This window comes from Burkholderia pyrrocinia (assembly GCF_022809715.1).
Taxonomy (GTDB): domain Bacteria; phylum Pseudomonadota; class Gammaproteobacteria; order Burkholderiales; family Burkholderiaceae; genus Burkholderia; species Burkholderia pyrrocinia_C.
Map to the genome: position 1 here is coordinate 1671236 of NZ_CP094459.1, position 13806 is coordinate 1685041.

Here is a 13806-nt window from a genome sequence, read left to right on the forward strand (position 1 = left end):
AGTCGTGCGGATTGAGCTGTCGAGGAGACGTGACCAGCGCTTGGGAGCAGGAGGTTCCAGCCATGCAAGAGACGAAGACGATGACTATCGCCGAGCGCGCCGGCCGAACGGTGGGCCGGTGGCTGAAGCCTATCGCGCGCCTGGAATCCGTGATCTGGTGCAGGTTTGCTACGGCGGGTGCGCCCCAATGGTTGGTGCTCACGCTGAAGTGGGGCGTGCGTCTCGCATTGCTGTTGGGTTTGCTGTACCTCTCGGTCGTCCCCGCGCTTATCGTCCTGTTCCTCGTCCTACTGGGGAGCCTTGGCAACGGAAGGAATGACGAAGCGGTATGGAACCCGTCGTTTGAAGTTCACGACTACATGCGGAAGGAGGAGGAGGCGTTGAAGCCCCAGTGGCGCGAGGGACATTCCGGATGGGGGATGTACTCCCACGACGATCACGCGCTGGATGTCGACGATCTGGATGACGGCAGGCATTGATTTTGTCTAGCTGTCCTTTCCTTTCTGCTTGGGATTGAGCTTGGCGTTGAGACGACCGCTAAGCTGCTGCGCTCCAAACCCTCCCACGAATTGTCCTGCTTTGCCGCCCGCGGATTTGGCATCGCTGGTGGCGGCGGCGAGACCTTGCACGAAGTTCCCCGCACGCACACCCGCCCACGCGAGCGCCATCACCCAGAAACTCGGCAGCACGAGGAACATCGTGGCCGTCACGAAGTTCATGAGCAGGTCGCCGAATCCGTTGTCCAGTCCCAGGAGCGGATTGAAGTTGGTGTGTGGTCGGTCGGCGCCGAACCCCCAGCCGTACAGGGCATCCAGAATGGTGCTATCGACCCAGCGCGCCAGTTGATACCAGAAGTCGACGAAGTAGAGCGAAAACTGCACCACACTGACGGTGACCGTGGTCTTGAGATCCAGCGCGCTGAACAACAACACGAACGGAATGCAAATGACCAGCGCGGCCTTCAGGAACGACAGCGCCATCGGTAAGGCCTGGCGCATCACATCCATCGCCGGGAAGAAGCCCAGCGAGCCGACCGCCAGACCGACATCGCCAGCGATGCGTCCCGCTGCGTTTGGCAAGGTCGCGTCGATCTGACCGCCGTAATCGGTGTACGCGTGGCCGCTATTGACGTTCTGCTTCCGCGGCGCAGCGATGGCACGAATGATGGCATCGTCCGCTTGTTCCCGGGGAATGAAGCTGGCCCATTTGCCGACGCGGGTCAGCAAGTCGGAGTCGACCTGCGCCAACAGGCGTGCGCGCAATCCCTTGCCGCCATCGTTCCACCACTGCTGGCAGGTCGGGTAGCCACCACCACTGGGCACTTGGGCGAGCCCGGCGTCGCGGGTGGCGTTGTAGGGCCATGCGGTACGCGGTGTGCGCGAGTGATAGGTGTCGTAGTAGCCGGGGTTGTTCAGGAATTGGCGCGAGCCGATCCAGGTGACGTCGTACATCTGCGCGTCGTTGAGCGTCGGACGGCTCATGAATAGCTTGGCCCTCGCCGGGCCATAGCAGTCGTTGGAGAAGTCGGCGACTTCCTGCGACAGTACCGGATCGGCGATGCGCGCGCTGTCGATGTCCATGCGCATCTGCCGCAGATCGGTGCCGCAGGGAATCGCCGCGACCGCGGCGCCGGTCACGGCCTTGGACACGGTGTGCATGAAGAACCACCAGAGTGGCACCCGCGCGCTCTGTTGGTTCACGGTGGTAAACGACTGACTCCACCCCGTATCCCCTGGCTCGGCGAGCATCACCTGGCATTGCTTGGAGCGTGTCATGTCGAACTTGATGGTGTCCATGCTGACGTCGATGACCGGGAGACCGGCGAACATCAGCACCATGACGGCGACCCAGATGCGGTTCTCGACGCGGGCGGTGGAGAGCATGCCTTTGTTGCCCTCGTCGGCGCCTTCCCCCCGAGCCCGCAGCCACTCTTGGATCACGACGGCGAGGAAGGGGACGGCGATCAGGCTGGTGGCCACCAGGGTGTTCCAGATGCCGTTGTGCACCACCCAGCCAATCAGCGTCAGGTAGTACTCGAGGTAGTCGTTGGTGTAGAGGGTGGCTCCTCGCATGGCCGTCTCCGTGACTACTGGCCCAGCCATTGGCTAAGTTCGATCAGCGCGGCCAGCGGCAAGGCAAAGCGTTCCATGAACTGCACGCGCTGCCGACTCTCCGGATCGCGTTGCAACAACCGACGACGCGCCCAGACCCAGCCGGCAGCGGTGGCGGCGTACAGGCACAGCCGCCATACGAGGAAAAACAGCTTGTGCTCCTCCAGCCACCGGCTCCAGGCGATGACCCCGCCGGCCAGGTAGATACCGATCATGTTCGCGGCGAATGCCCCCAGGAGCAGCAGCGCCGTCCACAACACGACGAGGCGCAGCAGGCGGCGATGCGGGATAGCAGACCGCCTTGGCGGAATGGACATGTTGAACTCCCGGGCTTGCACGATGGGTCGTCGAACCGATTGCGCGAACGGCGCAAGGAACGACTGGAGGGAGTTCACTGCATCTGGAAAACGCTGGCGAGCGACTATGCGACGCGCTCGATACCGCATTGTTGCGAGAGGAATCGAAGTACCCGGCGTCGGTGATGGGGGGAGAAAGAGGTTCTTCTCGGCTTTTCATGGATGCCGCTGTCCGCTCCCCCCGATAGGACATTCAAGACAGCGGGATGCGGACTTCCGCGAAGTACAACGCAATGACGAGCTTGTAGCTTCGCCTATACAAAGTGCAATGCCTACGACCTCGCCTTCTCCCTCTGTCGCGGAGCACAATGTTCAAAGCCTCGATTCGGTGCATATTGAGCAATGGAATTGGATCATATGTCAATGATTTTCGAAGTGCGCTTAGTGGGTGACCTCAATAGGAATTTTGTGCGATCTTCAGCTTATTATTCAGTTGCGATATATTGGTGATGTCATTGAATCTGTCGTCGTTGATTAGTTCATTGATGGCGGCGCGCGCAAGCATGTTTATTGAGAGGTTTTCATTCGATAATTTTTTATCTCCGCCGTGAACAATGGCAGACCTCATGCTGTAAACATTTTTAAGTAACTTGCTTACAAGCAATCGAGAGTCTATATCCTTTGCGACGATGAAGGAGAATAAATCGGAGAGCTTTTCGCCGATGCTTTTCTGAAAAAGACTGCCTTCATCAAAAGATAGCAGTGTTTCGAGGGAAATGCATGTGTAGATGATTGAGTTTCTCGTATCGGTCGTCATTGATGATTCGCCGAGTGCGAGGGCGCAGTTTAAAATTCTTGATTCGATGTCCGTTAGCTTGCTTCCTTCATGCCTCCTCTCATACAGACTCCAGAGTTTTCCAAATTGCTCGTTCTTACAAAAAAAATCATTGTTTACAGGAATTTTTTCAAGGTGCTTGTTGGTAACGCTGGAAGATTCCAGGTTTCCAGCTTCGTCTAAGATCTGATACGAACTAGTATTAACGTACATTCGCTCGTGCGATAGGTCGGCGTATAAAGGTAGGCCGGTTTTTATCCGGACGCTTCGGTCGAGCTTGCCCGAGAGAAAGACAACTAAGCGAGCGAAATCTAAGAACGCGACCTCAGCCTTTGTGATCGCAATGGTGTTGTCGTAGATATCGGTGATGCCGACAGAAACGTACATTCCATCTTGATTGGCGATTGGCATGAGGAGATCGGAGATGTAGCCAAATCGAAAAATTGAGAGATCAAATTTCCGTATTTCGCCGTCTAGACGGATCCCTGAGATTGGAGCGATGACGGATACAGTTTTAGGTTATATGCAGTGGAAGGATTCAAAAAATTCTTTCGATTCTTGTTTGAATTCTTCGCCTGATAGTTTAATTTCAGCAACGCGTTTATTTACAAAAGTGTAAATCGTATCTCGGCTGAATCTCTTGGCGATCGTCTTGTCTGCGTCGTAAATCTCCTCTAGATATCGAATGTAATTTTCACCGTCAGTCACATACAGAGTGTGCTTCTCTCCAAACCACGCTTTCACGGATGTTAGTGCTTGCTCCCTGGTGCCGAAATCGACGCAACTTATTGTCGCTTTGATTAGTTCCTTGAAGTTCATTGTGTTGTATAGCAAACGTATGGTTGACGACCCGCTCGGGTAGTACCTCTACCTTCTGGGGGAGGGTGGGGCTTTTCGGTTGCTTGAGGTAGTAGTCAAGCTTCCCATCAAAGCTGTAACCATGATTGTCGACGATTCCGGGCAGGTGGTCGAGCGGCTTGATGTGGCCAGAATATCGACTGGCCGTCTTGGGTTCCCGGAAATCCGCGAGGAACCAAAAGAAAGTCCTGGTGTGTGGCACACCAGGATTAACTGTCGGTACGGTGCCTTCAGAAAGCGAGCGCGGTGATCCTTCAGTTGTGTTCGCTATTTGCTGCTGGCGGGTTTCTGAATCTCCTGCACGCGGTCACGCACGGGATCGCCTTCGTACACGCCGCGCGAGCCCGCGGCACGTGCGCCGTGGCGCTGGATGATCATCATCGGCGAATTGCCCGCCAGTTCCCGGCGTAGTTCGAGCTCGGTCTTCAGATTGACGATCTCCTGGTTCAGCGCGGTGCTTTCCTGATCGACGGCCTGCGTCGCCAGCTCGTTGGCGGCCACGTTGGGTTCTTTCTTGCCGGCGAACAGCGTGCGCTGCAGCAGCAGGGCCTTCTCGAGCACGCTGGTGAGCGCGACTTCGGAGGCGAGACGCTGGCCCAGCAGATCCTGGTCCGGCTCGTCGCGCAGCGCTTCGATGACGCCGCGGGTGACCGGAAGGGAGGCGCTGCCCGCTGTCGCCAGGTTGGCGACGGTCATCGGCTTGCCACCGGCTACCAGCTCACGCAGCGCCTTGAGCTTGGTGTCGTACTCTTCCTGGATCAGCGGCGTGAGCCCGACACCTGGTGTCGTTTGTACCTTCGAGCACGTCTCGCAGGTGCGCTGCTCGCGCTCGCCCAGCACGCGGGTGGCCCACGTGGCGGCCGCCTGTGGCGAGGACCAGGTTTGGCAGGTCAGCCGGCTACCGCAACTGTTGCTGTCGATGTTGCTGCTGGCCGTGGCGTTGCGGCCGTTGAGCAGGTTGTAGCCGGCGCGGGTGACGTCGCCGACCACGCGGATCGGCGCCTGCCCGCTGCCGCCGGCGTTGCTGCCCCCGATCCAGGGGACGCCGCTATTGCCCCGGCTTTTCTCCGCTTTCTCGACGGCGCTGACGGCGTCGTTGTTGCCCGAGCGCACCACGTCCTTGAGCGCCATCCCCTCGGCCATGCGACTCCATCCGAGCTGATTGCCAGCCATGTCGGCCATGCGGTCGGCGATGGCGCGGCACGTCGTCTTGGAGCGATCGAAGTCGAGGCGGGCCTGGAGGATGCCATTGGTCAGCAGGTTGTACAGCCCCGGATCGGCGCGCTGGATGATCAGCGCCGGCAGCGATGCCACGGCGCTGGTGGCGCTCTGGATCACGCTCGACATGATGCTCTGGAAGCCGTTGGTGAGGCCGTTGAGCTGGTTCTGCAGCGTGGTGGTGATGCTCATGTCGCCGCAAATGAGGTTGCTGTTCCAGCCGATGCCGACGCCGAGGCTCTGCATGTTGCCGGCCGGTGTCATCGAGACCGCGCGGCCACTGCCGATGCTGTACAGCACATCGTCGCCGATCACGTTGCCGGTAGCATTGACGCTACCGTTTCCGAGCGTCACCTGGGCGGAGGCGGTCATGGCCAGCAGCGTGCCGCTGAGAAGCAGGGCGGACAGGAGGGTACGGCGTGGAAGTGTGAGGATGATCGTCATGCGCGTGGCCTCCTAGAAGTCGGTACTGCCCAGAAACTTCTGCCCGCGCCGCTTGCAGCAGCTGTATGGACGCCACAGGGCCCAGGCGTAATCGCCACGTTGAGCCTGCGCGTGGAATCCGTGGCTGGGAAACACGGCGCATGAGGTCGAGAGCTTGGGTGTCAGCTCCTGCCACTTGCCGGTGGAGGCATCGCTCTCGCGCAATGCACCCGCGGGCCAGTAGCCTTCGCTGGGCGTGGCGAGCAGCGGCTGGTAGACGTGCGGCTGGCCATAGCGCGTAACGACGTCCCCGGCACGCTGCGCGATGACCGCGGCGGTCAGGTGGTCATCGACCTGATGCAGATGTCCACCGCGTGGATAGACGTTGCCCCACAAGTTGGTCGTGAGCCGGCCACCTACTTCGCGCATGCCCGGAATCAACGACTCCGGGTAGACGAGCTCGGGCACGTTGTAACGCCAAGCGAGGGTATCGAGCGTGCTCAGCAGATAGGGCATCAGTGGTTTGCCGGCCCCTGGGCAGGTGTAGCCGGATTGGCCGGCGAATTTACTGAACAGCACGCCGGCGGGATGCCCGATCACATCCGCATTCTTGAACTTGGCGAGGTTGTTCTCGCTGCGCTCGCTGGTCGTGCCGTCGCCGCCGCTAACGGCCGTGGGATTGGGCAGGCTCATCGGTCGCACTTCTACCCACGGGTTCTGACCGGTGTTGCTGTAGCTGGAGACGACCGTGTCCGGCACGTAATGGCGGACCTTGACCGAGGTGCGTACGGTGCAAGCGTTGAAGCCGCAGGACAGCCAGTAGCAGATGCCGACCACGCGCCAGGCCAGGCAATCTGGCGATAACGCCGAGGCCGCGATGGTGGCCGTGTTCAGGGCATAGGCAGTGCCCGAGGCAGCGAGAAGGACGGCGGCGAGGCCACGCCGCCAGCGGCGAGAGCGAATCATGGCCGGCGCTCCCGGTGTTGGGCAATGCGCGCTACCGCACGCGCGACGTCTGTCTCGCCGTAGACGACATAGCGCTTGTCGACCACCACGGCTGGAATCTTCTGTACGCCGAGACTCCAGGCATCCGCGACGCCCTGGTAGGCGTTGCCGAGACGTTGCTGGAGTGCGTTACCCCCTTGATTGAGTCGGCGTTGTACGAGCGCCGCCGCTTGGCTGGAATCACGGGGCAGCCCGGCGGTCAGTTCCTGTTCGATGCGGGGCGGGGCGTCGAGCTCGATCAGGCGATCGGGCTTTCCCTGTACGGGGTGCTGGCGATCGGTGATCACCCAGACCTGGGCGGACGCGAATGCCGGCGACAGCAAGAGAGCAACCGCCACCGGCGCGGCGATAGGTAAGTAGCGGGAAGTACGTCGTAGCATGACGCGGCACACCGGAGGATCGTGGTTCCTCTAGTGCAGCGCGCGGGACCTTCGTTGACGACAAGGAATAGGAAATGGCCACTGACCGGATTTTTGCTGTCGAGACTTATTCAATGCAGAACACGGGGTCGCCCTTGTCGCGGGTTCGTGTGCAAACGAGCCATGCAACTAAGGCATAGGTGAGGGCGATCAATCATCCCGGTCGGCTTGCCACGCGTGGTAGCTGCACAGTCCATTGTTGTCTTGGTCATCCGGACCGAGCGCCTCCCCGCACAATATGCAGCGGGTGAATTCCAGCTTCCCACCGCATGCGATACAACGCCCTTCCTCCACGATGAACGTTTCCTTGGTGCAATCGGGGCAGGTGCCCACCGGCTGATCACCGCCATCGGTCATGGCGATATAGCTGTCCGCGAAATAGCAGTCGTCGACCGCCGCCTCGATGACGTCGTCGAAGTCAGAGTCCTGCCCGCAGGATGCGCATCGGAAGACGAGCTGTTCGAGATATTTGACGTCAGGCTCATCCGGCTTCACGAGCTCGGACCCGCAATGGCGGCAGCGAATGTGGCCGGCAACGCGCTCACCCTCCGGCGATTGCCAGTCGACTTGATCCATCGCTGCGCGACATGCAGCGAGTTCGCGTTCGTAGACATCGTTTTCTTCGAGGAGCGTGGTCCAGGTTTGGCCGCCAAGTAGTTCGGCTGGATCTTCGTCAAGTTCGGTAGCTATGAAGTCGCGGATGACAATGAACGACTTCGCCAATACCTCGCGAATGCCTTGGGAGGTGGTGCTCGTCCGGTAGTGCTCGATGTCGTTGCGAAGGCTTATCACTTCGTCGACTCGAACAAAGTCCGCGGCCACGCCGAGTGATTTGAATCGCTCCTTGATGTCCCAAACATCAACGGTCTTCTTGCCTTTTCCCTGGAAGCCGAGGCTGCCGTCCGGTCTGTGCACGGGTCGAATAGTTTGTTTAATCAGCACTTCGTCCGAGTCCGGGGGGGAGAGACGGCGCAGTCTTTCTTTGAACAACAGCAACATGCCAGCCGTCAGATTGCGTACGGCTGAAAGGCCTCGACGCTCGTCGCCGGACAGGTAGTCCTCGACCCCAATCTGTATCGAAACAATGGCGTTCTTGAGTATCGTATCCACGGGCGTTGGCCCTCGCGGCATGGAGGCGACCCCGTACTCGGAGCCTGGTTTCCAGGGTGAACGACGCTCGATAGTGCCTGCACTGCGCGGCGTGCGGAATCGGAGCAAGTGCACAGACTACATCAGCTTGGGATGCTGGAAGCGGGCGATATTCAATAAGAATTTGTGCATCCTGGCAACCGCATCGCGTACGAAGTCCGCGGAGAGTTCGCATTGCACGCTATCGTCGTCGTGCGTCAGGGTGATTCCCGCTACCTTCGCTAGCTGAGCAATCTCGCTACTGCCTTTCTCGAAGGTGCCGTCGGCATGCGTGATCTTGTTGCGAAGCATGTTCAGCAATTTGATGCGTTGCCAGTCCGAGCCACCGGTCTCAATCGCGATGTCAGCAACCTTACGCAGATACTTCACTGCCCGTTCCACTCCTGCTCCGTGCTTATCAAAATCGCGAACGGAAATGGGTAGCGATAGCCGTTTCTGAGCGATGTCGCAGATATGATTCATGGCGTGCTCGAACGTCGCATAGACGAACAGGAACTGACTGTGCCACTGCAGTCTCGGAAGGCGGGCGATGAACTCGGATTCTTCCAGCTTGTAGTCCGCGTAGAGGGCCTTGTCTTCCTCGTCGAGATCTTTGATGGCGTCTTGGAAAGACTCATCGTAACGGCGTTGCTGATCCCGAATGTGCTCGTCCATCATGCTTGCGTGGTTGCTGAGCATCTTGAACTCTTCCAGGAACCACCGTTGGAACTCCGGAACGAGCGCTGCGCCAAGCTTGCGCAAGATGTGCCGAAGATGAGTGGGAAGGGGAGGTGCGTGATCGTCGCTCATAGAGAATCCGGTGTAATCACCACGTGTACTGGCGCGGTGGCTGGACCCGCTCAATCTTGTGATGGGCGTGCAGAAGCCTTGCCCTCGCGTACCAGGTGGCCCAGCAAAAGGCGCGCAAGGTTCTGTTCGTTCATGCCGTTGACGCCGGTCGACTTGGCGCCGCCGGCGTCGGTGTACACCGTCATCAGGCCATCGACGACGTGGTATTCGGCTGCGTAGGTTTGGTCGTCCACGACCAGTTCAACGTATCCGATCATCTGCGGTGCTCCTATGCGTAGGTAGATGTTCCGATATTGTCGACGATATCGGCTAGCAATCACGATCAGTTGCGCAGCTATCGTCTTTCGATCCTTGAATGCAGTTGCAGAAACTGCATTCAAGCTTTCCTTGTCGCTTCCACCGTCCGTCGAGCGTGGGTACATTGCGGAATCTGGCGTCGAAGATGACGTTGTGGCGAACTACCTGATTTCTTCCGGCCACTGCAAGCGGATACCAATGGCGCCGCTATTGGACGTGTCTGGTGGAAGACGCGTCGCGGTTTGAAGTGCAGGCAGGTCGCGGGCAAGGTGATGGTAGAGCGGGCAGTGCATGTGCGATCGTCGCATCAATCAGATCGACGCTCTGCGCTCCACGAGTTGCGCCGACAGCTCTTCGATGGTCTGCGGGCCGAGTACGAAGCCGTTAAACAGTGCATATAGCGGCGACAACATCGAAGTCAACAGTCCACCGATTGCTGACGGCGGTGTGCTGAGGGGAACAGACTGGTACAGCGTTATCTCGTCTTGGTACGCCTTCCTCCCCGGCGAGATATAGCGTCCAGGATAGGTCCATGAATTTAGCTCGCGATCTCGCAGCCCGGACCATCTAAAGGCGAACTCAAGCGTGCAGTTGTCCTCCGCACATCCCATCGCTTTGGCAAACGCAAGTCCGACGGCGATGGCTTCTGCGCTGTCCAGAACAGGAAGGGCGAAGTCCAATCCGGTTCCCGGCGTTGGACTCCGATCGGTCAGCGACAAGTCGTCAAATAGGGCGCGCAGGTGGTAGAAATTGCCCTTCGGATCAAATTGCACGAAGTCGGTATGCCTACCGCTGGGAAGGGCGATGAGCGCCTCCCATCCCTCATTGAATACATGTGGACGATCCGCTTCGTTCGCAAAGTTGCTGCTGACGAGCCATACGGGCCAGCCACTGTATTCTGGGTTACACGAACTCAACAGGTTAATGAATTTGCCGAAATCTTGCGGAGGAATCGGACCTTCGAGGAACATCGCCACCTCCCAATACCCGGTCTGCGGCAGGGTCAATGATCGGTTGGCAACGACTTCCGAGAATCGATGCCTGCCCTGGTCCAAAAGCTTCTGCAACCGATGAGGCTCCGGTGGGTGTTCGGGGTTGTCTTCGTCTATCGCGCCGAGGATGCGCTTCAAATTCTCCGTGGACAGGCCGGACAAGTGGCGTCGTACAAAGCGTCCGATGTCAGCTTCGCGATTGTTGAAGCAGATGTCGACGAGCGAAGGCCAGTCTTTCCAGTGCGCCTTGGCACTGCTGGGCCGTCGGTTGGCATTCAGCGTCCGAATGTACACGTCTCCCGCCGTCACGATTTTCGTATCGTCTATTAGCAGGTCGGACTTGGCGGCAACCGGCGTCCGGATCCCGGGTGGAATCACGATGACAGGGAACAGTACGTTGTCTCTCTCCACGAATTCGACCGCGACTTCGAACGGCTCCGAGGCAAATCGGGCAACGAGCGCGCAGATCTTGTCGGGGTGGAACTCCTTCTTTACGTCTAACGGGACGTTCTGCATATCCGGGAGCAATGACTTGTCGTCGAAGCCGATCAAGAAGAAGCCACCGTCAAAATTGCGCAACGCAAGCGTGGTTCGGACGAGTTTCGCCTGACCTTGCACGGAGTTCAGGTCGATCCACGTCTTGATTTCAACGGCAAGGCTTTCGCCCGGCCGCTCGACGAGTGCCTTGACCCGAGAATATTCCATATCCGACATCGCCACCCCCTCATTCGTTATGGTTGAATGCGACTGCGCTAGATTAGCCGCTGTCTTGATCGGCGCGGAACGCAGGCGTGTCATCGCGACTCCCGCACCGTGCATGCTCACTTCATAGCGGCATCGATGTGTTCTTTGAGGCGCTCAAGAAGCCAGGGCGCGGTCACCTTAGAGTCGTCACAACGGAGTTCCTCCACGCATTCCGGTTCCAATGCGACGGTGACTGCTATCGCGTTACGCACCAGTCGGTGGAAGGTTGACGCGTCGGCTGGAGTGATGGCTTTTTCGGAGTGAAAGTAATCGAGATCGATGTCGAGGATGTACGGTTCCGCTTCCACACTCGCGAGACCCATGCAGGTTGCCATCCTGTTGGCCGTGGCAAGCTCGTGATCCAAGTAGAGCGACTCGAGCACCTGGCCGGCGCGAACAACCACACATTCATCGTCGTGAGGGACATTGTCGCAACCAATGGCGCAATCGGCACTGATGGTAAACATGCCATCATCTCTACGAGCGTAATTGAACGGAGGTGTCGGGCGATCCGGCATCGGCTCAGGCGCCATTCTGGCAAGCAACTGATTGAATCGACGCGAAGTGGCTTCGCTGAAAGCGTCCTCCTCGACCGAAGGCAGCTGATCGGATAGATTGATTGCGAACGCGCAGGAGATGATGCCTGCCAAGAAAGCGGTGTGAATGTGCTCGTCATGTCGAAGCATACTCACCGCTTTGAGCAATGATTTATCGTCCTTCCAGTCAATGCTTGCAATCAATTCCGGCAGCATTGCGTTCGATCGATCACTGTCGCCCTTCGTCGCTCGATATCGATGCCCGCGGAATGCATCCACCGTGTCGGTGTGATGATCCAGGGTGATCAGGGTGGGAGCAGTTTCAAGACCGCGACGAATGTGTGCCCATGGCATCAAGACAAAGTGGTGCGCTTCGACGATGTAAACGTCCTTGCCGCCGATGGCGAGCTTTTCATAAAGCTGGTCCATGATGTCGCTGGGGTTGGTGGATGTAGAGGCCCGGCGCACAGCGAGACGTGGCCGCCAGGGGCGCGTCGAAAGTGTAGAGAATTGTACGCTCAAGCGGCTCAATAGACTTGAGCCCGAGGGCCCCTGATGATCGCGATGCAATGGCGTTGACGAAAAGTGCGCCAATATGGATCGACCAACCGACCTGCGAGCTCGCGCGCTTGCAAGCGCAGTCCCTCGGCCGTGCTGTAGTTGTCCGCGCTGGTGTGCCCGCGCGGCGTGGGGTGGAAGAAAGACAGGCGCTCGCGAGGAGCGCCCGAAGAGTTACAGCAGGCCGGCCTGGGCAAAGGAATACGGCTCGCCTTGGCCGACGATGAAGTGATCGAGCACGGGGATGCCGATCGAGCTTAGGGCACTCGTGATCTGCGCGGTGATGGTGCGATCGGCCGCACTGGGGTCGGTTCGTCCGGACGGATGGTTGTGCACCAGGATGACGGCCGCGGCGTTGTTCGCCAGCGCGCGCTGGAGGATGACGCGAGGGTAGACGGCTGCTTGGTCGATGGTGCCCTTGAACAGCGTTTCGAAGCAGATCACCCGGTGGGCGTTATCGAGACAGAGGATGGCGAAGGCTTCGTTGACGTTGGTTCCCAGCTTCAAGCGCACGTACTGTCGCACGTCGTCGACGCCGTTGAGAACGGCATCTCGTTGAAACAACCGGCTCTCCAGTACCTTGATGGCTCGTTGGATGAGGTTCTGCTCTTTCACGGTGAAGCGTGATGCGATGGGGATTGCCGGCAAGTCGGCATAGGTCTGATCCATGACTTCCTCCTGGGTGCGGAGGGCTCGCCCGTAAGGGACGAGGCCCTTTGGGCGGGGACGATCGGCATCCACCGGTTCTGTTGATCCGGCTGTTCGCCGTGGGGATGCGAAGCGAACGGGTGGGTCAGCGAGACGGAGTCGCGCCGTAGCCTTGAAGACCGTGGCTACCTAGGCATGCCGACATCGTCAGCAGGCATCTCGGTGTGTGGCGTGTCCAATGGATGTGGCGACGCGCCGGCAAGCCAGTCCAAGGCGGAGAGCAGCACGTCGCCCTCGACGGCGCCTTGCAGGAGGGTCGAGCCGCCGGTTTCGCGATCGGTCAAGTGCAGTGTTGGCGTGGCGTTGATGCCGGCGTGTACCGCGTCCTCTGCCTGGCTGCGCACCGCGGCGGCGGACGCTTCGTCGTTGACGCAGTGGCGCACGGCCGGGGTCATCCCTGGCGGTGGCGTATTGTCCGGCAGGCCCTGGCCATTGCCGCGCGTGTGCAGGTAGATCCAGGCGATGGCATTCCAGAAGGCCGCCGCACCGTTGACCTTGCCGAGGCATTCGGCGAGTCGAGCCTCCTTCGTCGCGGCCGGTTCGTGGAGTGGCAAGGGGCGGTGATGCCACTGCAACATGACGTCGGGATGCGCATCAACCCACTGCATGAGCCGGGGAAAGTAGGTGCGGCAGTGATCGCACTCCAGGTCGGCGAACAGCACCAGTGTGAAGCGCGCCTCGGCGTTTCCGTAGCGCCAGGGCGGACCGGAGGTCGTCTCCGCTGCGGGGGGCGAGGGGGGCGCGCCCGGCGGCGCGGGCGCGCGTGACGGGCGCAGCCACCAGAGAGCGAGCACCATCAGGGCGACGAGCGTCCACACGATCAGCAGCCGGAGGGGGCGGGAAAGCGGCGGGTTGCGCTTCATGGTGT

At 59.5% G+C, this 13806-nt stretch carries 14 protein-coding genes; 1 reads left to right on the plus strand and 13 read right to left on the minus strand.

Features of this window, described 5'->3' with window-relative positions; translation table 11 throughout:
* The first annotated feature begins 62 nt into the window (after nt 1–62).
* On the plus strand, nt 63–479 hold the full coding sequence (locus tag MRS60_RS07785) for a DUF3742 family protein (RefSeq protein WP_243565522.1): 417 nt from the start codon (nt 63–65) through the stop codon (nt 477–479).
* A gap of 6 nt (nt 480–485) precedes the next feature.
* Here MRS60_RS07785 and MRS60_RS07790 read toward each other — a convergent pair whose 3' ends face one another.
* From MRS60_RS07790 to MRS60_RS07850, 13 genes are all read right to left on the minus strand, one after another.
* Nucleotides 486–2072, minus strand: a complete 1587-nt coding sequence (locus MRS60_RS07790) for a conjugal transfer protein TraG N-terminal domain-containing protein (protein ID WP_243565523.1) — start codon at nt 2070–2072, stop codon at nt 486–488.
* A 14-nt stretch (nt 2073–2086) separates the two neighbouring features.
* Nucleotides 2087–2506 carry a hypothetical protein gene (locus tag MRS60_RS07795; RefSeq protein ID WP_243565524.1) on the minus strand — a complete coding sequence of 140 codons (420 nt, stop codon included), beginning with the start codon at nt 2504–2506 and terminating at the stop codon, nt 2087–2089.
* Nucleotides 2507–2861: 355 nt separating this feature from the next.
* A complete protein-coding gene (locus MRS60_RS07800; RefSeq protein ID WP_243565525.1) occupies nt 2862–3653 on the minus strand; it encodes a HEPN domain-containing protein in 792 nt (263 codons plus the stop codon).
* 714 nt (nt 3654–4367) lie between these two features.
* On the minus strand, nt 4368–5690 hold the full coding sequence (locus MRS60_RS07805; protein ID WP_432207834.1) for an integrating conjugative element protein: 1323 nt from the start codon (nt 5688–5690) through the stop codon (nt 4368–4370).
* A gap of 84 nt (nt 5691–5774) precedes the next feature.
* On the minus strand, nt 5775–6707 hold the full coding sequence (locus MRS60_RS07810; RefSeq protein ID WP_243565526.1) for a TIGR03756 family integrating conjugative element protein: 933 nt from the start codon (nt 6705–6707) through the stop codon (nt 5775–5777).
* Nucleotides 6704–7126, minus strand: coding sequence for a TIGR03757 family integrating conjugative element protein (locus MRS60_RS07815; RefSeq protein ID WP_243565527.1), 423 nt, complete (start codon nt 7124–7126; stop codon nt 6704–6706). Before MRS60_RS07815 ends, MRS60_RS07810 begins: the two co-directional genes overlap by 4 nt.
* Nucleotides 7127–7315: 189 nt before the next feature.
* Entirely contained in the window at nt 7316–8275 is a 960-nt protein-coding gene (locus MRS60_RS07820; RefSeq protein WP_243565528.1) for a hypothetical protein, read from the minus strand.
* Nucleotides 8276–8392: 117 nt separating this feature from the next.
* Nucleotides 8393–9103 (minus strand): hypothetical protein, encoded by a 711-nt coding sequence (locus MRS60_RS07825; protein WP_243565529.1) that lies wholly within the window; start codon nt 9101–9103, stop codon nt 8393–8395.
* A 50-nt stretch (nt 9104–9153) separates the two neighbouring features.
* Nucleotides 9154–9360, minus strand: a complete 207-nt coding sequence (locus MRS60_RS07830; RefSeq protein ID WP_243565530.1) for a hypothetical protein — start codon at nt 9358–9360, stop codon at nt 9154–9156.
* Between the two features lie 351 nt (nt 9361–9711).
* Nucleotides 9712–11190, minus strand: coding sequence for an AlbA family DNA-binding domain-containing protein (locus MRS60_RS07835; protein ID WP_243565531.1), 1479 nt, complete (start codon nt 11188–11190; stop codon nt 9712–9714).
* Between the two features lie 23 nt (nt 11191–11213).
* Entirely contained in the window at nt 11214–12101 is an 888-nt protein-coding gene (locus MRS60_RS07840) for a UPF0489 family protein (protein WP_243565532.1), read from the minus strand.
* Nucleotides 12102–12404: 303 nt separating this feature from the next.
* Nucleotides 12405–12899 carry a JAB domain-containing protein gene (locus MRS60_RS07845; protein WP_243565533.1) on the minus strand — a complete coding sequence of 165 codons (495 nt, stop codon included), beginning with the start codon at nt 12897–12899 and terminating at the stop codon, nt 12405–12407.
* Between the two features lie 164 nt (nt 12900–13063).
* The gene (locus MRS60_RS07850) at nt 13064–13801 is read right to left on the minus strand and encodes a DsbA family protein (protein ID WP_243565534.1); all 738 of its coding nucleotides are present in this window, start codon (nt 13799–13801) and stop codon (nt 13064–13066) included.
* Nucleotides 13802–13806: the final 5 nt, after the last annotated feature.

Coding starts and splice junctions, on each gene's coding strand:
- MRS60_RS07785 (WP_243565522.1), top strand. CDS start 63: ATGCAAGAGACGAAGACGATGACTATCGCCGAGCGCGCCGGCCGAACG.
- MRS60_RS07790 (WP_243565523.1), bottom strand. CDS start 2,072: ATGCGAGGAGCCACCCTCTACACCAACGACTACCTCGAGTACTACCTG.
- MRS60_RS07825 (WP_243565529.1), bottom strand. CDS start 9,103: ATGAGCGACGATCACGCACCTCCCCTTCCCACTCATCTTCGGCACATC.
- MRS60_RS07830 (WP_243565530.1), bottom strand. CDS start 9,360: ATGATCGGATACGTTGAACTGGTCGTGGACGACCAAACCTACGCAGCC.
- MRS60_RS07815 (WP_243565527.1), bottom strand. CDS start 7,126: ATGCTACGACGTACTTCCCGCTACTTACCTATCGCCGCGCCGGTGGCG.
- MRS60_RS07845 (WP_243565533.1), bottom strand. CDS start 12,899: ATGGATCAGACCTATGCCGACTTGCCGGCAATCCCCATCGCATCACGC.
- MRS60_RS07800 (WP_243565525.1), bottom strand. CDS start 3,653: ATGCCAATCGCCAATCAAGATGGAATGTACGTTTCTGTCGGCATCACC.
- MRS60_RS07835 (WP_243565531.1), bottom strand. CDS start 11,190: ATGACACGCCTGCGTTCCGCGCCGATCAAGACAGCGGCTAATCTAGCG.
- MRS60_RS07805 (WP_432207834.1), bottom strand. CDS start 5,690: ATGACCGCCTCCGCCCAGGTGACGCTCGGAAACGGTAGCGTCAATGCT.
- MRS60_RS07850 (WP_243565534.1), bottom strand. CDS start 13,801: ATGAAGCGCAACCCGCCGCTTTCCCGCCCCCTCCGGCTGCTGATCGTG.
- MRS60_RS07840 (WP_243565532.1), bottom strand. CDS start 12,101: ATGGACCAGCTTTATGAAAAGCTCGCCATCGGCGGCAAGGACGTTTAC.
- MRS60_RS07810 (WP_243565526.1), bottom strand. CDS start 6,707: ATGATTCGCTCTCGCCGCTGGCGGCGTGGCCTCGCCGCCGTCCTTCTC.